This window comes from Pseudomonas sp. MYb2, from assembly GCF_002979955.1.
Taxonomy (GTDB): domain Bacteria; phylum Pseudomonadota; class Gammaproteobacteria; order Pseudomonadales; family Pseudomonadaceae; genus Aquipseudomonas.
Map to the genome: position 1 here is coordinate 38,992 of NZ_PCQC01000007.1, position 21,115 is coordinate 60,106.

Below are 21,115 nucleotides of genomic sequence, written 5' to 3' on the forward strand. Positions count from 1 at the left end.
GCTCACGACTTATGGAAACTATTCCTACAACGGTACCCACATTGCTATCACGGGTAAAGCACGTGAGCCTCACAAGGAATCCGCCAGAGTTGATGCCACCAATCCCCAGAAGGTTGACTCCCACCGATTCCGCATCATCCTGGAAAACAATCAGTGCAACCCGCGCCGCCTCCCGCTATTAATACCCCTCCCCCACTCAAGGATCCGAGCCCCACCATGAAATTCGATCTCGCCTACTGCCTCAGCCTCGACGACAAGTTGTCGATCTATGACGTTCGCGATCTCAATTTCGATGAGACGGTGGCGTTTGACTCTGCGAAGGAACAATTCCAGTGCCCCAACGATGCCTGTCGTTCGGCGTTCGAGGCTTCCAATGAGTTGGGTACGTTCAACGCCAAGAACGTGAATTACGTGCGCACGCCGCACTTCAAGAATCTGCCCACTACGCAGCATGTGGCGGGTTGTCCGTATGTGAGTTTGAAGGCTTCGGCATCTGGCGTTGAGACGGCGGATGGCGCGGTGGATGACGGGCGTGAGGAACACTTCCCATCGGAGTTGTTACTGACCCGCCGTGAGTATGTGCGCAAGCCTGTCGCGCCAGCGGGGGCGGCGGATGTGTTGCGCGATGATCCGGTTCGGGTGGCGGCGGACGGTGGTAAAGAGTCGGCGGGTCGTGAATCGGCGCCGGACAAGACCAGTGTGTTTGCGCATCCGGTGGAGTGTTTTGTTTCCAACTTCGCGGACAAGGAGTTGCTCAAGCGGATGCCGTTGAAGGTCGGTGAGCATTCGGCGCCGTACAGTTCGTTCTTCAAGAAGATCGAGTATCTGACGGACAACAAGGGGCTGATTTACTGGGGGCGGATCAAGAAGATCGAGGACTTCCACAGTGCCAGTTTTCGTATCGATTTCGAGGACAAGGTCTGGTTCAAGAAGCCCGAGGACAGCAAGAAGAAGCCGTATCCGGTCAGTGTTTATCTGAACAAGAAGCTGATCGACAACTACCGCAAGCGCAAGGCGTTTCTGGAAGAGATCAAGCACGCGGTGGATAGCGACAAGGCGTTGTTCTGTTTCTTTTATGGGGTGACGCCGGAGTTGAAGCAGGTGCCCGGCAAGAAGAACCCCGAAAAGCCTTTCGAGGTCTTCAATGCCAATATCGAGAACCTGGATCACTTCATTATTCGTGAAGCGCCGAGTCTGGAGTGACGGTTAGCCCTGGGGTAGTTGCAGGTTGACGGCGCCGGGGTGTTGTTTGACGAGGGAGTACGGCAGGATCGACCAGTCGGGTCTATCGCAGGAGCGTTGCACGCGAGCGAAGTAGGCGCCGAGGTACAAGCCCTTCTCGGTGAAGTACCAAGGTGAAGTCCCCCAGATACTCTCATCCTGGAAGTTGCAGTCGTCATCTCCCGTCGGTGTCTTCATTTCTGTGGGGTACAGGGCGGTGAATTGCTTGATCACCCAAGGTACCAACTCTTTGCTTTCATACTGATAACGCGCGTCACTTTCGGCCTTGCTAAGAGGTTTGTCGCCCAGGCTGTCGCGCTCAGCATGCAAAATCGGCGTGCCCTTACCTACCCAAAAGACATCTTCGAGTGACAATGGATGACCGGTTTTTACATCAATGTTGAGGGGTGAATCGCCAAAATCAGGATGCGCGCCGCCACAGTAATAACTGGTCGAGATGTTCAGGCTGACCACGGCAGGCGAGATCATTTTCGGCTCTGCCTGCTGCATGAATTCGACGTTTTCGCCGCCCTGCAACTGGCAGCTGTGGTAACTGATGACTTCATTCCAGAGGCGTCCGAGTAACTGCTGGTTAACCCGTTGCTGATCATCTTTCGATAATCCAGACTCCACGCTGAACAGCGAAATCTTTGTCTCAGGCTCCGTCCACCATTGCAGGTCGTAGCCCATGAAGTTTTCTTTCTTCGCCGGTTTGAGCTTGAGTCCCTGCAGGCGCAAATACTCGTAAGGCTCGCCGTATGGCAGTGCGGCAATGAAAGGTAAAGTTGCTGAGGTGGGCGCGGGAAGTCTGGCCTCGGTGAGTTTCACTGGCAACTTCTTGCCCTGCGGACTTTGCCATTCGCCCTGCCAGCCGCTGCCGGTTTCTTCCAGCTTCAAGGTTGGCAGCGGCTTGTCGTCACCGTAGCGGTTATTGCCTTCGACGAGGTTCAACGTGCTGTCTTGTAGCGAGCCGCTGAGGGCTAGGTCACGGTGATATTTCTCGTAGAAATAGCGGCCGGTGACTTCGTCCTGCTGTGTGGTGTCGAGTTCAACAACAATCGCCGTCTTGCCCAATGTGCCGGTAAATACGCGACGGCCATCTTCGGCATGGGCAGTGGAAATCAGTGTGAACAGCGCCGCGGCATATGGCGCCAGGCGCATCAGTCCCTTGAGCATGAATCAATCCTTGAAGGAGTCGGAGAACGCGTCGGCACATAGGCGCCGGCGCTAAAAATACGCTGCGGATTATGGCCGGCGCCGCTTAACTATTCGAGTTTTCTTGCTCGTACTTTTTAAGCCAGGCTTCGTGCTCCAGCGCCGCAATTTCCCGAGCCATTTGTTGGCGACGTTCCTTGGCAGCATGAAGCTGGACGTCATCAAGAAAGCAGTAATGACGCAGCCAGTGAAGCGCCATTTCCTCATCCGGAAAGTAGTAAGACTTGGCGCCCTTGCTGTTCCTGGGCGTGTCATTCATTTGCTCGTCGAATACCATCGCAGTAACTTCATCCGGTGGCAAAGTCCCCGTATGGGCGACCTTGTCCTGGAAATTCCATGCAATCTCATCAATGTGTTTTTGCGCGCTGCGATGGCTACGTCGATAGAACCGTTGATGCTCACAAGTTTGTTTCAGCCGCGCCAACATCAACTCAGGGTTAAGCCACTGCCCGAGGCCATGATGATGGGCGTTGATCACTATCCCCTTGACCCAACGATCCACGAATCGATCAACAAAGTCTTCTGTGTCAGCCTTTTTCGCATCAGCGAAAATCAGGCAATAGCGGGTTTTTATGTGAATGGCCAGCAGCACGTGCTTGCGTTGTACCGTTATCGCGTGCACCAGCCACTGCTCGTCAGCGCCGTTCGACGCATCATCTTCAATGATTGGGAACGGCGGATTAGCGTCCACCGGCGTGATCTTTTTGCCCTTGTGAACACGGCTGAAGAATTTGCTGGCGGCTTCGGTGCAATTGAAGATCAACATCCTGGTTCTCTGGTCATTGCTGGAGGACAGCGTTCGGTTATCAATTTTGATTTCTTCCGCTGTAGCCTGGCAATGGTTCATTTAAGCGAAATGCACAGCAGCACAATAATCAGCAACCCGATATAGACCCAGGCATGTACCCGATCCGGAATCCGCCCAATCCATGGCGCAGCCAATCGAATCCCGATGAGCGCCCCCACCGTCAGCACCGCAAACGCCAGCAAATCCACATACCCGACAAACCACGCGCCCAGGTCAGCCTGACTGAACCCGGCCAACGCCATGAACGTCAGCGTCCCGGCTAACGCCACCGGCACACTCAACGGATTGGCCATGGACGTCGCTTGCGACATGCTCAAGCCACAACGGCGCAACAGCGGCACGGTCATGACGCTGCCTCCTACACCGAGAAACGTGGCGATGGCGCCGATGCCTACACCGCCTGCGGAAGTTTCCGTAGCACCAAGTCGGCGTAGGATGACGTCTGCGTTTTGCGTGAGAAAGCCGCGTCGCAGCAGGCAGTCGACGATGGTCACGCCGAGGTAGCCGATGAATGCGTAGCGAATCACGTCGCCGCTGACCCACACCGCCGCCATTGCACCCGCGATTGCACCCAGGCCGATAAACCCACCCAACGGCCACAGGTAATGACGGATCAGGTTGCCGGCGCGGCGGTGTTTGTCGGTGGCGATCAGGGCGTTGACGATCATCACGCAGGTCGAAGTGGCGACGGCGATGTGCATCGCCGATTGGCCGATCGGGTCATCGGCGCCGTGGCTGGCGGTGAGCAGGCGATACAGCAGCGGCACGACGACAAAACCGCCGCCGAAGCCGAACAGCACGGCGGTAATGCCGGTCAGGCAACCGAAGAGGGTCAGCAGTAAATAGAACATGTCGAGGCGTCCGTGTAGGGAGAACGGTCGACGATAGAGCGGCAGCGCTTGGCCTGCTTCAGCAAGTCAGACAATAATGTTTGCGTTTACGCCAACCACTGGGAAACGCCTGATGCGCAATGTTTCGATCAATCTGCTGGATGACACGCCGCGCGCGGTGGTGGCGATCGGTACGGATTATTCCCACGGTCACTTGCTGCCTTTTCACACGCATCGGCGGGCGCAGTTGTTGTACGGCGCGACCGGGGTGATGCAGGTCAGCACCCATGACGGCAATTGGGTGGTGCCGCCGCAGCGCGCGGTATGGATTCCGCCGGGGGTGGCGCACGAGGTGTTGATGCTTGGGGTCAGCACGCGCAGCTTGTACATCGAACCCGGTGCAGTGGATTTGGGGGAGCGCTGCCAGGTGATCAGTGTGTCGCCGCTGATGCGGCATTTGCTGATGGAGTCGGTGGAGTTACCGCTGACCTATGACTTGGGCGGACGCGACGGCGTGTTGATCGATCTGTTGCTGCATGAACTGACGCGCAGTGCGCCGCTGCCGTTGCACATCCCGCTACCAACCGACGGAAAGCTCCTGTCTCTGTGTCAGAACTTTCTGCATCAGCCGTACGCCCACCAAGCGCCACAGCAGTGGGCCGACCAATTACACATAAGCTTGCGCACCTTCAACAGACTGTTTCGCCAACAAACCGGGCTGAGCTTCAGACAATGGCGGCAGCAGGCTTGCGTGGTTCTGGCGCTGGCACGCTTGGCCTCGGGTGAAGCGGTGACGCGCATCGCGCTGGACTTCGGTTATGAAAGCCCGGCGGCGTTCTCGACGATGTTCCGGCGGATCCTCGGGCAGGCACCGTCCGTCTGGTTGCAGGCGTCGAACTAGGGCAAATCGAAAATTGCGTTTGATCCCGGCCGAAAACAACTGTACAAAAACACAGTACATTTTCAATCAGCACTCTTGAGCCCGGAGCACACCATGGCCTCTCTTGCGATGAACCACATCCTCGAACGCATTGCCCTTTTCCAGTTCACCCCGACGCACTGCGTCCAGGCCCGAGCGATGCTGGGCTGGAGCGTGGAACAGCTATCGCGGGAGGCTGAGGTTTCGGTTGAAGACATTTATCGCTTTGAAGCGCAGCAGGATGTCGCGGATGCGGCGCGACTGGCGCTGGCTTACCGGTTTGAGGCGCAGGGGCTGGTGTTTTTTCCCGGGTTTGCGCCGGGGCGTAGTGCGAGTGTTCAGGGCGTGTCGGCGGATGCTATGGGGCGTGGGGATTTTGCGATGGCTGAGTAAGGATAAAAACATGAGCGAGATCGAAGAAAGCACAGGCAATGTTTATCAAGATTTAGAGCTTGAGCATGCAGGCGAGATGCTGCTCAAGTCCGAGTACGCGACCAAATTGATCTCGCTCATCGAGTCCACCGACATAAGCGAATCTGAAGCCGCACAAAGACTGGGAATACCTCTGGAGAACCTGCAGCAATTACTTCGTGGAAAATTTCGAGAAGTGTCGGTTACTACTATGGCTGATTACAGCCGTAAGATTTCAGGGCTTGTTTCTGGAGCAACCGGTTCGCCCCCTTAGGCGCGAACCGTCTTCATCTGATCAGGCGTTCTGCACCACACCCTCACTCTCCCCTTCAACCGCCAACCACCACGTCTCCCCGCGTTGCGGTTGAGCGATGTTAAACGCCTCACCCATTTGCGGCGTGGTAATGGAAATACTGCGTTCCCACGCCAGTGCCAGAATCCGGTCAAATGGTTCGTGCCAGGCGTGCATCGCCAGGTCGAAGGTGCCGTTGTGGATCGGGAAGAGCCAGCGGCCTTTGAGGTCGATGTGCGCTTGCAGGGTTTCTTCGGGCTGCATGTGCACGTGCGGCCATTCGACGTTGTAGGCGCCGGTTTCCATCAGGGTCAGGTCGAACGGGCCGTATTGTTCGCCGATGCGTTTGAAGCCGTCGAAGTAGCCGCTGTCGCCGCTGAAGAAGATTCGGGTGTCGCCGTCGATCATCACCCAGGACGCCCAAAGGGAGCTGTTGCCATCGAACAGACCACGGCCGGAAAAGTGCTGAGACGGTGTGGCGACGAAACGGATGCCGGCAATCTCGGCGCCCTGCCACCAGTCGTACTGGCGGACCTTGCTGGCATCGATGCCCCATTTGACCAGGGTGTCGCCAACGCCCAGCGGGGTCAGGAAGTAAGTGGTCTTGGCCGCGAGTTTGAGCACCGCCGCGTAATCGAGGTGGTCGTAGTGGTTGTGCGACAGAATCACCGCTTCGATCGGCGGCAACTGATCGATGCTGATCGGTGGCTGGTGGAAACGTTTCGGCCCGGCCCATTGCACTGGCGAAGCACGCTCAGCGAAGACCGGGTCGGTGATGAAGAATTTGTCGCGCAGTTTCAGCAACAAGGTCGAGTGGCCGAGTCGATAGACGCTGTGATTGGGCGCTGCCAGCAGTTCTTCCCGGGTCAATGCCTGCACCGGAATAGGCGCGGCGGGCCGGGTGTTGCGCGGTTTGTGGAAAATCATGTTCCACATGATCCGCAGCATCTTGCGCAGGCCTTCGCGTTGCACAGGTGCGTGGTTGCGAAACAGCCCCTGATTCTGCCGCGAGGCTTCAGGCGTGGATGTGTTATCCGGGATCGAAACTGGATTGGCCATGACTGAATGACTCCAGAAAAACCGCGCAATTCACGGTTTTTCCACGATGGGACGATAAATGGCCAAAGCTGCACGCATAGGCCGAACTGTCTGGTTTTTAGATTGCGAGGATTAACGCAACATTACACTGACCGGTGTAGTTTCTAGGTTGCATCAAAGCGGATGACAAGTAAACTGCCAAGTGTAATTTCATCTTTTCTCTGCCGAAGCGTACTTATGACAGCTCCACAGCGCCTCACCGACCGTAAACGCGAAGCCATTATCCAGGCGGCGATTGTCGAATTCCGTGCCCACGGATTCGAGATCACCAGCATGGACAAAATTGCCGCTACCGCCGGTGTATCCAAGCGCACGGTGTATAACCATTTCCCCAGCAAAGAAGAGCTGTTCGCCGAAATTCTCAACCAGTTATGGACACGGATCAGCGCCGAGCAAACGGTCGCCTATAACCGCGATCAGCCACTGAGCGAGCAGTTACGGCAAATGCTCCAGGCCAAAGTGCAACTGATGGCCGACGAGAACTTTCTAACCCTGGCACGAGTGGCGATTGCCGCCACCATCCATTCGCCGGAGCGCGCGCAGAACATGGTCGAGCGCATGGGCGAGCGCGAGGAAGGTCTGACCGTATGGATTCGTGCCGCACAGGCCGATGGCCGCTTGAAACCGGTCGATCCGGAGTTTGCCGCGCACCAGTTGCAAGGGCTGCTGAAGACTTTTGGCTTCTGGCCGCAAATGTCGATGGGCCGCGCCGCGCTCGATGCCGATATGCAGCACACCGTCGCCGAATCGGCGCTGGAGATGTTTTTGGCGCGTTATCAGCTCTAACTCGCCTTTCTCCTGCACACGTCCTCGATTAAATGGCTCGGAAGGACACTGATTATTCGCGTTGGAATAAATGACAATGTCCGACAATCGACCGACGGACGGTCTGCCTGAAAAAATACTGCAAAGTATTTCAGGATGAATTTCGCGCAGGGCATCATGGAAAACCAACGCGGCAAAGGCTTGTCATTCGCCCGGCGCATTTACCTTCCCCGGGCCATCGGTCTGGGGATCGGTTTTTTCAGCGTCGGGGCTGCGTTGTATCCGCTGAACATGCCCGGCTGGGTTTGGGCGCTGTTGTTGTTCAACGGGTTCGCCTGGCCACATCTGGCTTATCAGATTTCTACTCGCTCGGCGTTCCCGTATCAGGCTGAACGCCGCAACCTGGTGTATGACTCGCTGTGCGGTGGATTCTGGGCGGCATGTTTTCAGTTCAGTCCGCTGACCACCGTGACCATCCTGTCGATGATGACCATGAACAACGTCGCCGCCGGTGGCTATCGATTGTTCGTGTTCGGCGCCCTCGCCCAACTCGCCGGCGTATTGCTGGGCTGGATGATCTTTGGTGTCCAATTCAGCCTGACGATGACACAGGAGCAAGTCTGGGCCTGCCTGCCGATGCTCACCCTGTATCCGCTGGCGCTGGGCATGGTCTGTTATCGCCTGGCGATCAAACTCTCCCAACACAAACGCGCACTGAGCGCCCTCAGCCGTACCGACAGCCTCACCGGCCTGCTCAACCACGGTGCCTGGAAAGACCTGCTGCACCTGAAATTTCAGCAGTGCCGCCAACACAACAGCCAAGCCACGCTGGCGTTGATCGACATTGATCACTTCAAGGCAATCAACGACAGCTTCGGGCACATCGTCGGCGATGCGGTGCTGCGGCAATTGAGTCACGACCTCAAACGCCTGCTCGATCAGCACCAGTTGGCCGGGCGCTACGGTGGTGACGAGTTCTGTGTGATCCTGCCGGCACTGCCGCTGAACAAGGCTGAAGCGCTGATGGAGCAATTGCGCCAGGCATTGCAGCAGTATCGTCATCCGCAGGTGCCAGACTTGCGAGTGGGTCTGAGTATCGGTCTGGCGCGGTATCAGCCCTTGTACAAGGATGCCCTCGACTGGCTGGACGATGCCGACAAAGCGCTGTACACCGCCAAACATAAGGGCCGCAACACTATCAACGTAGCCTTGAGCCGTACCGAGACGGACAACGCCGGCGCCTAAAAAGTTATACAAAATTACAAATAATTACTTTCTTGTACAACTTTATGAAGTTTTGTATAAGTAGCCATCTGCCAGTTAAGGAATGCTGGCATTGAGCAGTCACCGCCGAATGCCGTCCGCGCATTCGGTCTGCCAGCGCGGAAATAGGGACTGAATCCTCGATCTTCCCCTTCTTCCAGAGTACTGCGAGCATGTTCTTCAATCGCCACAAAGCCGTCGTCGACGACCTTCAGCGCACCCTCACCGAACAAGCCGGCCTGCTCGACGCGATCAATCGCTCGATGGCGGTGATCGAGTTCGACCTTGATGGCGTGGTGCTGCGCGCCAATGACAACTTTCTCAAGACCATGGGTTACACCGCCGAACAAGCGATCGGCCAACCGCATCGGCGCTTTTGCACACCAGAGTTCGGCCGTAGTGCTCAGTACACCGATTTGTGGTCTCGCCTGAAAAACGGCCAGTTTCAGTCCGGTACGTTTGAACGGGTCGACGGCAAGGGTCAGCCGATCTGGCTGGAAGCCAGTTACAACCCGATCAAGGATGCCTCGGGCCGTGTGGTGAAAGTGGTCAAGTACGCCATGGACGTGACCGCCAAGGTGCAGCAGGAAAGTGAGGCCAACGCCAAGTTGCAGGCGATTGACCGGGCAATGGCGGTCATCGAATTCAACCTCGACGGCAGTATTCTCACGGCCAATCAGAATTTTCTGACGCGCATGGGTTACACCCTCGCCGAGCTGAAAGGCAAACATCACCGTTTGTTCTGCACCCCGGCACTGGTCAACAGCAGTGCTTATGAGGATTTCTGGCGGCGCTTGAACCAGGGAGAGCTTTTCCAGGGTCAGTTCGAACGCGTGGATAAACGCGGGCAAACCGTGTGGCTTGAGGCCAACTACAACCCGGTTTACGACGCCGCCGGGCGCTTGTGCAAAGTGGTGAAGTTCGCTTCTGATGTGACCGCCCGCGTCGAGCAACACGAGCAGGACGCACGCAGTGCCAGCGCGGCGTATCACATCTCGGTGGCGACGCGAAAAGTCGCCGAGCAAGGTACGCAGGTGATCCAGCAAGCCGCCAGTGAAATGCGCGAAATCGCCGAGGACATTGCCGAATCGTCGACGTTGATTGCGCAATTGGGTGAGCGCTCCGAGCAGATCACCGCCATCGTCAACACGATCCGCGCGATTGCCGACCAGACTAATTTGTTGGCGCTCAATGCCGCGATTGAAGCCGCGCGTGCCGGCGAACAGGGGCGCGGATTTGCCGTGGTTGCCGACGAGGTGCGATTGCTCGCGGGGCGTACCAGCGGCTCGACGGCAGAAATTTCCAGCATGATCAGCCTGATCCAGAACGAGACCCGGCAGGCCATCAAGAGCATGGAGGGCACCCGGGGTCGCGCGGCTGAAGGGGTCGAGTTGGCGAATCAGGCGGGGACGGTGATTCTGCAGATTCGCGATGGCGCCAGTGAGGCGGTGGATGCGGTGAGTATGTTTGCCAATGAGCGGGCGCCGGGTTAAGCCTTGTGCAAAGCAGTTAGACCGCGTCGTCGCCTTCGCGAGCAGGCTCGCTCCCACAGGGGTTAGGTTGATCACAATGTTTGTGAACGCCCCGAATACCTGTGGGAGCGAGCCTGCTCGCGAAAGGGCCGGTCGCCACAACGCAGGGCTATAGTGACTACACGTCCCACGCCCTGCCGAGTGCACCATGACCACTGAAAAACCCGTATCGCCTGAAATAGCTCCCGTCGATCACCTGCTCTTCCACCGCCCCCAAGCCCACCTCAACACCACTTTCGGCAACGATACCTTCGCCCTGCGCGCCGAGGCGTTTGCGCGGTTCTTCGGCACGCCAATGTTCCTCGGCGCGCAAACCTTGATTGTGCTGTTGTGGGTCTGCCTGAACGTGTTTGGCGTGACCACCTTCGACGTTTACCCGTTCATCCTGTTGAACCTCGCCTTCAGTCTGCAATCGGCCTACGCCGCGCCGCTGATTCTGCTCGCACAAACCCGTCAGGCCGCGCGCGACAAGGCGCAGGCGGATGCCGATGCGCAACACCGTGAAGCCTTGGCACAAGCCAACACCGAGCGTCAGGCCCAAGCGGCGAAGAACACCGCGCAACTGCTTGAACTGCTGGAGCAGAACACCCGCCTCACCGAGATGACCAAAAACCTCACCGAACGTATCGCCAGCCTGACCAGCGAGCTGCACGATCACATGCGCCAGAACCCGCAGCGCTGATCACGATAAACGCAGCGCCCGCCCCAACTCATCGAACAGTGTCACCACCGAGCGCAACGCCCGGCAATCCGGGCGCGTCAGCAGCCAAAGCGCGGTGTCGTAACCGTGCAGCGGTTCACTTAATGCCTGCAAACCGTCGGTGATCAGAAAGTCCGGTAACGCCGCCACGCCGAGGCCTGCGCGAACCAGTTCGGTGACCGACAGCATACTGTTGCAGCGATAGCCCGGAGTCACACCGGGCAGGTGTTGCCGACGCCAGGCGATGGTTGGGTGATCGGGGAGAAAGTCGTCCGGGGCGATCCAGGTCAGCGCGGCCAGATCCGACGCATCGACGTTCTGCAGATAACGCGAACTGGCACAGACCCGGTAGGAAATCTTCGCCAGTTGCCGTCCGACCAGATGCTCGGGCGGTGTCCGCGTCAGGCGCAGGGCGATGTCAGCATCGCGACGGCTGAGGTTGGCGAAATCGTTGGAGGTGCTCAGTTCGATAGTCAGCGCTGGGTATTGGGGCATGAACTTCGCCAGCGCCGGCAGCAGCAAACCCTGCAACACCGAATCGGTACAGGTCAGACGCACCGTGCCGCTGACCACTTCGCCGCCCTGCTCCACACCAACGCGCGCGGCCTCCAATGCCTGTTCAGCGCGTTCGGCTTGCTCGGCCAGCGTCTGCGCGAGGGTTGTCGGCAGATACCCGGCGCGGCTTTTTTCGAACAGTTGCTGGCCGAGTGCAGCTTCGAGACGGCGCACGGCACGAAACACCGTCGACACATCGACTTTCAACAACTGCGAAGCCCGAGCCAGAGAGCCGCCACGCACCAAGGCCAGAATCAGGGCCAGGTCGGGGTAGTCGAGTTGATAGTGCGTGGCTGCATTGATCACTTGGGGAAACGCCCATATTGAGTGCGTGAACGCCAATCTATAGTGAGTGCGATCAATCAACAAGCGCAGGGAACCCCCATGGAAAACAGCGCCATCCGTATCGCCCTGATCGGCGATTACGACCCGCAGGTCACCGCACACCAAGCCATTCCCGTCGCCCTCGGGCTGGTCGCTGAACACCTCAACCGGACCGTGCAATTCGAATGGCTGCCCACCGAGCAGATCCACGCCGATACGCCACTCGGCGAGTTCGACGGTTTCTGGTGCGTACCCGCCAGTCCTTACAAAAGTGAAGCCGGCGCATTGCGCGCGATCCGTTTTGCCCGCGAACAGCGGCGCCCTTTCCTCGGCACCTGCGGCGGTTTTCAGCATGCGGTGCTGGAATTTTCCCGTAACGTGCTGGGCTGGGTGGATGCGGTACACGGTGAAACATCGCCCGAGTCTGAACGCGCGGTACTCACGCCGTTGACGTGTTCGCTGGTCGAAGCGGTGGACAGCATTTACCTGGTGCCCGGTTCGTTGATCGCCAAGGCGTACGAAACGTCGCAAATTCGTGAAGGTTATCGCTGCCGCTTCGGTGTGAATCCGCTGTTCGAACAGCAACTGCTGAGCGATCGGCTACATGCTGTCGGTCATGATTCGTCAGGGGATTTACGCGCGATTGAACTCAAGGATCACCGGTTCTTTGTCGCCACGCTGTTTCAGCCTGAACGCGCCGCGCTCAAAGGGCAGATGCCGCCGCTGGTGCGGGCGTTTGTTGAAGCTTGCATGGAGCCGCGTTGATGGCTGATTGCTTTGCGGTCATTTTTACGTCGACCCGAACCGAAGGTGACAACGGCTATGCCGAGGCGGCTGAGCGCATGGCTGCGTTGGTCAGTGAGCAGCCGGGGTTTCTTGGGGTGGAGTCGGTTCGAGGGGCCGATGGCGTCGGGATTACGGTGTCGTATTGGCAGAGCGAAGCGGCGATTCTGGCGTGGCGGCAGAACCCCGAGCATCGGCTGATTCAAGCGCGTGGGCGTTCGCAATGGTATTCGGCGTTTCATACGCGAGTGTGTCGGGTTGAGCGTGAGTATCGGTTCGGGCAATAAAATGGCGGCGCATTGACGGCCGCTTTCGCGAGCAGGCTCGCTCCCACAGGGGATTTGTGAACACCACGGTTCCCATGTGGGAGCGAGCCTGCTCGCGAAGAGGCCCTCACCCTCACAGCATAACTTCAGCCACGCACCAGACTGCGCAACGCGACAATCTCCGGCACTTCAACCTTGCTCATATAAACGCGCAACGGCTCGGTGATGTTGATCCGGTCATCGATATGCTGATCCAGCAACAACTGAATCAAGTCGCGTTTGAGCGTCATGGTCTGCGCCGTCGCCGGCGCCCAGACGAATTCATTCACAGGAATAATGCCGTCATCGGCCACGTCCATGCCAAACGAATCTTCGCTGAAACGCACGATGTACCGACCGGTCTTGCGATTGAGGCCGACAAAACCCTTGAGGTCGTCGGCTGCCTGGCAGATGAGTTGGGAGGTGATGCGCATGGTAAACCTCACGAAAAATGATCAATGGTTTACACGCAGGGCAACGGAGCGGCGCGCCCTCTGCCGGAGCGTCTGCCGTGGGCAAGCGTACTGCAAACCGCGCCACAAAAGTGCAGGAAAAATCGCTTTTAATACGTTTATGTCGGTCCTGCGATAGCACGCAATCGATTCAGTTGTTAAAAGGTACGTCTTTGAAAATGCCCTGCGAAAGGAACTCGAACATGCCCGCCACTTTCACCAAAAGCGCTCTGGTCCTGAGCCTGCTGCTCGGCCTCGGTCAGGCGCACGCCGCGACTCAGACGGACCCCGAAGCAGTCGCTGCAACGCACGGTATTCCGCACCCAGCGGTAATCGCCCACCGTGGCGCTTCCTTCGATGCACCGGAATCTACCGCTGCGTCCTACCGACTGGCCCGGGATCTGGGCGCCGATTATCTGGAAATGGATTTGCAGCGCAGCAAGGACGGCGTGCTCTTCGCCTTGCATGACGACAACCTGCAACGCACCACCGACGTCGCCACCAAGTTCCCTGAGCGCAAGGACAGCCCGGCCACGGCCTTCACCATGGCCGAACTGAAAACCCTCGACGCCGGCAGTTGGTTCAACACCAAATACCCGGACCGCGCCCGCCCGTCCTACGCTGGGCTGAAAATTCTCACCCTCGATGAAATCATCGACATCGCCCAGGCCAATCCACAACACAAGCCGGGCCTGTACATCGAGACCAAAGAGCCGCAACTGTTCCCGGGTATCGAACATGACCTGAAAGAAAAACTGCAGGATCGCGGCTGGCTGAGTCCGGCCGGTTCGAAACTGGCGAAGAGCGCGCTGGGCGTGGGTCAGGGCAAAGGCAAGGTGATCCTGCAGACCTTCGAGAAAAACAGCCTCGAACTGCTGCAAAAGGAAATGCCGCAAGTGCCGAAGATCCTGTTGCTGTGGGTGGGCGCCGGCAGCATCGAGCCGAAATCCAAGGTGACGTTTGCCGAGTCCGGCGAGAAGGACAAAAACGTTTTCTACGGCAAGCAGGAGCCGAAGTCCGAAGCTGAGTTCAAGCAATGGGTGGATTACGCCAAGGCCCAGGGTGCAATCGGCACCGGCCCTTCGGCGAAGCTGACCCATGACGGCGATCAGAGCTATTCGGATCTGGTGCAACCGTGGATGAACAAATACACCCATGATCAGGGCATGCTGGTGCACGTCTACACCGTCGACGAGCCAGTGGACTTCGAGAAAGTCATGGCCGCAGGCGTTGACGGCATCTTCACCAACCGCGCCAGCGAGCTGTTGAAGTTCTATAAACGCCCGGTATCGGCCAGTGTTGATCAGGTGTTGAAGAACAACGGTTTCTGATCTGAAATCGAGGCGCCTTCATCGCGGGCAAGCTACGCTCCCACAGGTTCTGTGCCGGTGCATGGCTTGCCCGTTTTGTTTGGGTGCAGGGTTTTAAGGGTGAGTTAAGTTGCGCTGGTTAACCTGAGGCCACTTAAACGAATCAACCAAGGAATGAACCGATGAAAACTTTGACTGCCCTGTTTACCGCCGCTGCCCTGACTCTTACCGCTGGCCTGGCCCAGGCTGATGTTCGCGTTGACCAGATTCCTGAACTGGTTAAGTCGGGCAAGATCAAGTCGCTGGAGTCGATGAACGCCGAAGCGCTGAAACTGCATCCGGGTGCGACCATCACTGACACGGATCTGGATAACCACTTCAATGGTTATGAGTACGAAGTTGAGCTGAAGACAGCTGATGGCAAAGAGTTCGATGTGGACTTTGATGCAACCACTGGCAAGGTGTTGAGCAACAAGCAAGACACTTGATTGAACGCACCACCAAAAGCCGCACGATTGAAAAATCGTGCGGCTTTTTTGTGTCTGGTGTTTGGCATGGTTGATGTGTTGTCAGTGAGATTTTCTCCCCCTCACCCCAGCCCTCCCGAAACGTCGGACCGCCCCCAAGGGGGCGAGGGGAAAGGGAGCCGATCGGGGTCCTTTCAAAGCCCCAGTGCGCCTCGATATTTCAGGTTGGCGTACCTCAAATAGTCATCACGGTCAGTCCCCTCTCCCTCTGGGAGAGGGCTAGGGTGAGGGAATAGAAAGCCGATCGGGGGCCATTCAAGGCCTGAGTTCGACTCGCAAACTTGCAGCCGACAAGAAAACACCAAGGACCTGAATGCGCCTCGATATTTCAAGTCGGCGTAACTCGAATAGTCACCACGGTCAGTCCCCTCTCCCTTGGGAGAGGGCTAGGGTGAGGGGAAAGGGCATCACGCCGAGGTGCTGACCAGCGAACCCGAGGTGCTCGAGTCGGAGTCCTGCAACGCCTGCAACAGCGAGGCGGTAGCAGTTGACAGGGACGCCGAGGTGGCGGTGATCTGCGCTTGTGCGGCAGCCACTTCGGCGACCTTCGCATCAGAATTTTCCTGCTTCGCCTGCGCCGCTTGCAACGCTTGCTGCTCCTCCTGCAATTGCTTCTGCAGCTCGGCGATCTGCTTGCGCAGTTCTTTCACCGAATCCGATTCTTCACTGCTGGAATCGCTGTCACCCGTCGGCGCTGCACCACCGCCCGCAGCGACTTTGCTGGTGTCCGCTTTCACGCCAGTGCTGGCGGCTGCCGTGGTCGAGGTATCGTCACCGACGTCGCTGATCGCGGTTTTGCTCGAAGGTGTGGTGACGGTCTGATTGATCGAAACAGAAGTGATGCTGACCATGGAAAGGCTCCAATGCCGGTTATAGATAACCGGTCATCGACCACAGCAGCTTCAATTTGAGATCGACTGTGTACCGACTCGGTATCCGAACCGGTACACGGTCAGTAGCGTCAGGCGCTCAGGCGTGCAGTGACTTCGTTCAGTTGCCCGGACAGGCCATGCAGGTTCTGGCTGGCGCTTTCGGTGCGCTGCACATTGTCGAGGTTGGTGCTGGCGATCGAGGTGATCTCGGTGAGGTTGCGCGAAATGTCTTCGGCAACCGACGTCTGCTCTTCGGCAGCCGTGGCGATCTGCCGGTTCATGTCGCGAATCGCCTCCACCGCGTGAGTGATGCGCTCCAGCATCGCGCCGGCCTGAGTCACTTGCTCAACGCTTTCATCGCTGCGCGTCTGGCCGCTGTCGATGGCTTGCGCCGCGTCCACCGCGCCGGTCTGCACGCTCTGAATGATCTGGTTGATCTCGATGATCGACTCGGCGGTGCGCTGCGCGAGGTTGCGCACTTCATCGGCGACCACCGCAAAACCACGCCCGGCCTCGCCGGCGCGCGCCGCTTCGATCGCAGCGTTGAGCGCCAGCAGGTTGGTCTGTTCGGCAATGCCGCGAATCACTTCCAGCACTTTGCCGATACGACCGCTGTCGGCTTCCAGACGACGAATCACCGTGGCGGTGTTGGCGATTTCGCCGCGCATCTGCGTGATCGAGTGGATGGTGCTCTGCATGACCTTCTCACCTTGTTGGGCGGACTGGTCGGCATCGTCGGCCGCCCGTGCGGCATCGGCGGCATGACGCGCCACTTCCTGGGCAGTGGCGGACATTTCGTTCATCGCCGTGGCCACTTGATCGGTACGGTTGAACTGCTCGTTGGTACCACCGGCCATGGTCGTCGCGATGGCGTTAAGCTCGCCGCTGGCGCTGTCCAGATCCGCCGCGCTGCGCTGCAGACGAGTGAAGGTTTCGGCGAGAAAATCACGCAAGGTATTGGCGGCGGCAGCGAGGTTGCCCAGCTCATCCTGACGGTCGCTGACCACGCGTTCAGCCAGTTTGCCGCGACTCAACTGAGTGACGTAATCGATCAGCTTGCGGATCGGCTCGACCAGATTGCGGTTGACCAGCCACAGGCTCAACAGGCCAATCAACAGGGCCGACGCGAGCATCACCAGCAGCCCCAGCCACACGGTGCGATCAGCCTCGGCACTGATCAGCGCCGACTGCGCGGTGCCTTGCTTGCGCAATTCGGCGACCAGTTCGCTCATCTGATCACTCGCGGCACGGTCAACACCTTTGACCGCTGCATCACCCGCCGCCGGATCACCACCGGCAGCCACGTAGGCATCGCGGCCCTTCTGATAAGCGCTACCCAATTGACGGTGCTCTTCGCGCAGGCGTTCGATGCGTGATTTCAGGCTCGGTTCGATGCCTTTCTGGCTGGCCAGTTCACCGAGAATGGTCTGCACATCACGCTGGCGGTCTTCGAACTGACCCCAGTATTTGCTCAGATCCGCCGGTTGCTTGCCGCGCAGCAGAACGTTTTTCCATTCCTGCACCTGCACCTTGAATTGCAGGTTGGCTTCGTCGATCAGTTGCGAGGTGTGCAACGGACCGGCAATCAACTGGCTGTAGCTTTGCACGCCGTTGGAGAGGAAATGAAAACAGGCCAGAGCGATCAACAGCATCGCCAGCAGACTGCCGCTCAGCAGGGCGAGAATTTGCGCTCTCAGGGATTTTTGCAGCATCGAAAGATACTCAGGACAAGGATGAGGCACGCCCGGTGAGGCGTGAAATTTTGCCGGACATCCATGTCGGCGAGCCTTGGTTCATGGCCAATGGCGCGCAACCTAACGCACCTGTGATCGGCGCGCCAGAGCGCTTCTTGAAGAAAATCCGACTGCCGGTAAGTCGCTGATTTGACGTCACTTTGCTGTCACATAAACGTCATGTGACAGTGCGATGATGCGGCTCAGTGAACCTGCCATTTGCGCGACCGACGCACCCTCCTCGCAGCGAGCCGCCATGAACCACAGCCTCGACATCAGCCATCGCGATCCTGACCTGTTTGGCTTGCTCTACGGTTTTCGTTTTTTGCCTGGCGAGCGTGGCCGCGAAGTCGATTCGGCGACTGCCCTGCGTTGCCTGCAAGACGATAACGAGAACGGGGAGTTTCTCTGGCTGCATCTCAATCTGGCGCACGCGGCGTGCGAGCGCTGGATGAAAAGTCATCTGCAATTGCCCGAAGAGTTTTTCGAGGCGCTGCACGAAGGCTCGCGTTCGACGCGCATCGAGCATGTCGATTCGGCGTTGTTGGCGGTGGTCAACGATGTGGTGTTCAACCTCAGCAGCATGGTCTCCTCGGACGTATCGACGCTGTGGGTCTGCGTGCGCAGCAAACTGATCGTCAGTGCGCGTCTGCAACCGCTGCATTCGGTGGACAAATTGCGCTCGTCAGTGAAGGCCGGCGAACGCTTTCGTTCGCCCTCGGAACTGCTCGTGCACCTGCTGCGCGATCAGGGCGAAGTGCTCACGCAGATCGTCCGTAAAACGAGCATGAGCGTTGACCAGGTCGAGGACGAATTGCTCTCCTCGCGACTGTCGACCAACCGCGCTGAACTCGGTGCAAACCGGCGGGTGCTGGTGCGTCTGCAACGGCTGTTGGCGCTGGAACCGGGTTCGTTGCTGCGCCTGCTCAATCGCCCGCCGCCGTGGTTGCAGAAGGAAGACGTCAAGGAGCTGCGCAAATCCACCGAGGAGTTTGCGCTGATCATCAACGATCTCACCGCGCTCGGCGAGCGGATCAAACTGTTGCAGGAAGAGATCGCCGCCAACCTCAACGAACAGAGCAACCGCACGCTGTTTACCCTGACGGTGGTGACGGTGCTGGCGTTGCCGATCAACATCATTGCCGGTTTTTTCGGGATGAATGTCGGCGGGGTGCCGTTGTCGCAGGATCCGGAAGGGTTCTGGATATTGGTCGCGCTGGTGGCGACGTTTACCGTGATCGCCGGGCGTTGGGCGTTTCGCAAGCGCGGAGACTACTGACGCCTGAACGCTCGTTCCCACGCTCTGCGTGGGAATGCATCAAGTGACGCTCTGCGTCACAGGGACGCGGAGCGTCCCGGGCGGCATTCCCACGCAGAGCGTGGGAACGAGCAGAAGACCGACGGCTGGGCTAATCCGCCAAACACTGACATGGCGCAGTCTCTCTGTAACATTCTGCAACGATCATGGGCGACATTCCTTCCCTCGCTCAGGATTGTCCTGCCATGGCTACTCCCTCCCTGACCGCCAGCCCCGCGTCCGCCGCCAGCGGCAGGCCGGCCCTCGACAAGAAAACCGGCGCGTTCACCTACGTGATCTTTTTCGCCGTGCTGGCGCTGGGGATGCTGTTCACCGCTTATAGCCTGATGCATGACATGCACGAACTCGGCACGGTGGTGACCACCTGGACGCCGTTCCTGTTGCTCGGTGTGGCACTGTTGATTGCGCTGGGTTTCGAGTTCGTCAACGGCTTCCACGACACCGCCAACGCCGTCGCGACGGTGATTTACACCCACTCGCTGCCACCGAATGTCGCGGTGGTCTGGTCGGGCTTCTTCAACTTTCTCGGTGTGTTGTTATCGAGTGGCGCGGTGGCGTTCGGCATCATCGCTTTGCTGCCGGTAGAGCTGATTCTGCAGGTCGGTTCGTCCGCCGGTTTCGCGATGATCTTCGCTCTGCTGATCGCGGCGATCCTGTGGAACCTCGGCACTTGGTGGCTGGGGTTGCCGGCCTCGTCGTCGCACACGTTGATCGGTTCGATCATCGGCGTCGGTGTGGCCAATGCCTTGATGCACGGCCGCGACGGCACCAGCGGTGTCGACTGGGCGCAGGCGACCAAGATTGGTTACGCCTTGCTGCTGTCGCCCCTTGTGGGGTTCGGTTGTGCGGCGCTGTTGCTGTTGGCGCTGCGTGCGTTCGTGAAGAATCGCTCGCTCTATAAAGCACCGGAAGGCAACACTCCGCCGCCGTGGTGGATTCGTGGTTTGCTGATCGCCACGTGCACTGGTGTGTCCTTCGCCCACGGCTCCAACGACGGCCAGAAAGGCATGGGCCTGATCATGTTGATTCTGGTCGGCACGCTGCCGATGGCTTATGCCTTGAACCGCACCATGCCCGAAGAGCAATCGCTGCAGTTCGCCGCTGTGGCGCAGGTCACTCAGCAAGCACTGGTGAAAAGTGCGCCGCTGCCGACGCCCGCCGATCCGCGTGCAGTCCTTTCCGATTACGTGCGCAGCAAGGAAGCCACGCCGCAACTGATCCCGGCCCTTGCCGCTCTCACCGGGCATATTGGCGAAGAAGTCAGAGGCTACGGCTCGCTGGCGAAAGTCCCGGCCGAAGCCATGGGCAACGTGCGTAACGACATGTATCTGGCCAGCGAAAGCATTCGCCTGATGGACAAGAACAAGGTCGGCAATTTCGACGCCGACACCAGCAGTAAGCTGCAACTGTTCAAGCAACAGATCGACAACGCCACGCGGTTTATTCCGCTGTGGGTGAAGATCGCCGTGGCCATCGCGCTGGGGCTGGGCACCATGGTCGGCTGGAAGCGGATTGTGGTGACGGTCGGCGAGAAGATCGGCAAGACTCACCTGACGTATGCGCAGGGTGCGTCGGCGGAAACCGTGGCGATGCTGACCATCGGCGCGGCGGACATGTTCGGTTTGCCGGTGTCGACCACGCACGTGTTGTCCTCGGGCGTGGCCGGGACCATGGTTGCCAATGGTGGGGGGTTGCAGATGAGGACCATCCGTAATCTGTTGATGGCGTGGGTGCTGACGCTGCCGGCGGCGATCCTGCTGTCGGGCAGTCTCTACTGGCTGTTCACCCAGATCTTCTGACCGAAGAAAGTCCCCTGTAGGAGTGAGCCTGCTCGCGATAGCGGTGTATCAGTCAACATTGATTAAACTGACACACCGCTATC

Annotated in this window: 22 protein-coding genes and 3 pseudogenes; 16 read left to right on the plus strand and 9 right to left on the minus strand. The window is 58.5% G+C overall.

Going from position 1 to position 21,115, the window contains the following annotated elements:
* Nucleotides 1-216: 216 nt before the first annotated feature.
* Nucleotides 217-1,203: a hypothetical protein gene (locus tag CQ009_RS13660; RefSeq protein ID WP_105706878.1), complete on the plus strand. Its 987-nt coding sequence runs from the start codon at nt 217-219 to the stop codon at nt 1,201-1,203.
* 3 nt (nt 1,204-1,206) lie between these two features.
* On the opposite strand, the gene CQ009_RS13665 is transcribed toward CQ009_RS13660, so the two are convergent.
* From CQ009_RS13665 to CQ009_RS13675, 3 genes are all read right to left on the minus strand, one after another.
* Complete coding sequence (locus CQ009_RS13665) at nt 1,207-2,397, minus strand: hypothetical protein (protein WP_105706881.1); 1,191 nt, start codon at nt 2,395-2,397, stop codon at nt 1,207-1,209.
* 85 nt (nt 2,398-2,482) lie between these two features.
* Nucleotides 2,483-3,202: a hypothetical protein gene (locus CQ009_RS13670; protein WP_105706884.1), complete on the minus strand. Its 720-nt coding sequence runs from the start codon at nt 3,200-3,202 to the stop codon at nt 2,483-2,485.
* Nucleotides 3,203-3,279: 77 nt separating this feature from the next.
* Entirely contained in the window at nt 3,280-4,095 is an 816-nt protein-coding gene (locus tag CQ009_RS13675) for a sulfite exporter TauE/SafE family protein (protein WP_105706887.1), read from the minus strand.
* Between the two features lie 112 nt (nt 4,096-4,207).
* On the opposite strand from CQ009_RS13675, the gene CQ009_RS13680 reads away from it, so the two are divergent.
* From CQ009_RS13680 to CQ009_RS13690, 3 genes are all read left to right on the plus strand, one after another.
* Entirely contained in the window at nt 4,208-4,975 is a 768-nt protein-coding gene (locus CQ009_RS13680) for a helix-turn-helix domain-containing protein (RefSeq protein ID WP_105706890.1), read from the plus strand.
* A gap of 93 nt (nt 4,976-5,068) precedes the next feature.
* Nucleotides 5,069-5,386: a hypothetical protein gene (locus tag CQ009_RS13685; protein WP_105706893.1), complete on the plus strand. Its 318-nt coding sequence runs from the start codon at nt 5,069-5,071 to the stop codon at nt 5,384-5,386.
* Nucleotides 5,387-5,396: 10 nt separating this feature from the next.
* Nucleotides 5,397-5,678, plus strand: coding sequence for a helix-turn-helix domain-containing protein (locus CQ009_RS13690; RefSeq protein WP_064387601.1), 282 nt, complete (start codon nt 5,397-5,399; stop codon nt 5,676-5,678).
* A gap of 21 nt (nt 5,679-5,699) precedes the next feature.
* Here the strand turns inward: CQ009_RS13690 and CQ009_RS13695 are convergent, their stop codons facing one another.
* Nucleotides 5,700-6,755, minus strand: coding sequence for an MBL fold metallo-hydrolase (locus CQ009_RS13695; protein WP_105706898.1), 1,056 nt, complete (start codon nt 6,753-6,755; stop codon nt 5,700-5,702).
* 216 nt (nt 6,756-6,971) lie between these two features.
* On the opposite strand from CQ009_RS13695, the gene CQ009_RS13700 reads away from it, so the two are divergent.
* The 5 genes and pseudogenes from CQ009_RS13700 to CQ009_RS13715 all read left to right on the plus strand — a co-directional run bounded on the left by CQ009_RS13700 (nt 6,972) and on the right by CQ009_RS13715 (nt 11,036).
* The gene (locus CQ009_RS13700) at nt 6,972-7,580 is read left to right on the plus strand and encodes a TetR/AcrR family transcriptional regulator (protein ID WP_105706902.1); all 609 of its coding nucleotides are present in this window, start codon (nt 6,972-6,974) and stop codon (nt 7,578-7,580) included.
* Between the two features lie 156 nt (nt 7,581-7,736).
* Nucleotides 7,737-8,804, plus strand: coding sequence for a diguanylate cyclase (locus CQ009_RS13705; protein ID WP_105707248.1), 1,068 nt, complete (start codon nt 7,737-7,739; stop codon nt 8,802-8,804).
* Nucleotides 8,805-9,085: 281 nt separating this feature from the next.
* Nucleotides 9,086-9,769, plus strand: a pseudogene (locus CQ009_RS30400) (PAS domain-containing protein); the annotation flags it as partial.
* Between the two features lie 108 nt (nt 9,770-9,877).
* Nucleotides 9,878-10,315: pseudogene (locus CQ009_RS30405) on the plus strand (methyl-accepting chemotaxis protein); the annotation flags it as partial.
* Nucleotides 10,316-10,502: 187 nt separating this feature from the next.
* A complete protein-coding gene (locus CQ009_RS13715; protein WP_105706907.1) occupies nt 10,503-11,036 on the plus strand; it encodes a DUF1003 domain-containing protein in 534 nt (177 codons plus the stop codon).
* On the opposite strand, the gene CQ009_RS13720 is transcribed toward CQ009_RS13715, so the two are convergent.
* Complete coding sequence (locus tag CQ009_RS13720; protein WP_105706909.1) at nt 11,037-11,978, minus strand: LysR family transcriptional regulator; 942 nt, start codon at nt 11,976-11,978, stop codon at nt 11,037-11,039. It abuts the gene before it with no gap.
* Between the two features lie 15 nt (nt 11,979-11,993).
* Between CQ009_RS13720 and CQ009_RS13725 the strand changes: the two genes are divergently transcribed.
* Together CQ009_RS13725 and CQ009_RS13730 are read left to right on the plus strand one after the other, a co-directional pair.
* A complete protein-coding gene (locus CQ009_RS13725) occupies nt 11,994-12,698 on the plus strand; it encodes a CTP synthase (RefSeq protein ID WP_105706911.1) in 705 nt (234 codons plus the stop codon).
* The gene (locus CQ009_RS13730) at nt 12,698-13,003 is read left to right on the plus strand and encodes an antibiotic biosynthesis monooxygenase (protein WP_105706913.1); all 306 of its coding nucleotides are present in this window, start codon (nt 12,698-12,700) and stop codon (nt 13,001-13,003) included. Before CQ009_RS13725 ends, CQ009_RS13730 begins: the two co-directional genes overlap by 1 nt.
* 125 nt (nt 13,004-13,128) lie before the next feature.
* Here the strand turns inward: CQ009_RS13730 and CQ009_RS13735 are convergent, their stop codons facing one another.
* A complete protein-coding gene (locus tag CQ009_RS13735) occupies nt 13,129-13,455 on the minus strand; it encodes a DUF2025 family protein (RefSeq protein WP_105706915.1) in 327 nt (108 codons plus the stop codon).
* 221 nt (nt 13,456-13,676) lie between these two features.
* Between CQ009_RS13735 and CQ009_RS13740 the strand changes: the two genes are divergently transcribed.
* The gene (locus CQ009_RS13740; RefSeq protein ID WP_105706917.1) at nt 13,677-14,804 is read left to right on the plus strand and encodes a glycerophosphodiester phosphodiesterase; all 1,128 of its coding nucleotides are present in this window, start codon (nt 13,677-13,679) and stop codon (nt 14,802-14,804) included.
* Between the two features lie 161 nt (nt 14,805-14,965).
* Nucleotides 14,966-15,271 carry a PepSY domain-containing protein gene (locus tag CQ009_RS13745; RefSeq protein ID WP_007917758.1) on the plus strand — a complete coding sequence of 102 codons (306 nt, stop codon included), beginning with the start codon at nt 14,966-14,968 and terminating at the stop codon, nt 15,269-15,271.
* 446 nt (nt 15,272-15,717) lie between these two features.
* Here the strand turns inward: CQ009_RS13745 and CQ009_RS13750 are convergent, their stop codons facing one another.
* From CQ009_RS13750 to CQ009_RS30415, 3 genes and pseudogenes are all read right to left on the minus strand, one after another.
* Nucleotides 15,718-16,161, minus strand: coding sequence for a hypothetical protein (locus CQ009_RS13750; protein ID WP_105706919.1), 444 nt, complete (start codon nt 16,159-16,161; stop codon nt 15,718-15,720).
* A gap of 110 nt (nt 16,162-16,271) precedes the next feature.
* Nucleotides 16,272-17,039 carry a methyl-accepting chemotaxis protein gene (locus tag CQ009_RS30410; RefSeq protein ID WP_371920191.1) on the minus strand — a complete coding sequence of 256 codons (768 nt, stop codon included), beginning with the start codon at nt 17,037-17,039 and terminating at the stop codon, nt 16,272-16,274.
* A 165-nt stretch (nt 17,040-17,204) separates the two neighbouring features.
* A pseudogene (locus CQ009_RS30415) lies at nt 17,205-17,894 on the minus strand (methyl-accepting chemotaxis protein); the annotation flags it as partial.
* 35 nt (nt 17,895-17,929) lie between these two features.
* On the opposite strand from CQ009_RS30415, the gene CQ009_RS30220 reads away from it, so the two are divergent.
* The 3 genes from CQ009_RS30220 (at nt 17,930) to CQ009_RS13765 (ending at nt 21,032) form a co-directional block, all read left to right on the plus strand.
* Nucleotides 17,930-18,064: a hypothetical protein gene (locus CQ009_RS30220; protein WP_256585424.1), complete on the plus strand. Its 135-nt coding sequence runs from the start codon at nt 17,930-17,932 to the stop codon at nt 18,062-18,064.
* A gap of 107 nt (nt 18,065-18,171) precedes the next feature.
* Nucleotides 18,172-19,194, plus strand: coding sequence for a transporter (locus tag CQ009_RS13760; protein WP_105706924.1), 1,023 nt, complete (start codon nt 18,172-18,174; stop codon nt 19,192-19,194).
* Nucleotides 19,195-19,418: 224 nt separating this feature from the next.
* Nucleotides 19,419-21,032 carry an inorganic phosphate transporter gene (locus tag CQ009_RS13765; protein WP_105706926.1) on the plus strand — a complete coding sequence of 538 codons (1,614 nt, stop codon included), beginning with the start codon at nt 19,419-19,421 and terminating at the stop codon, nt 21,030-21,032.
* Nucleotides 21,033-21,115 lie beyond the last annotated feature (83 nt).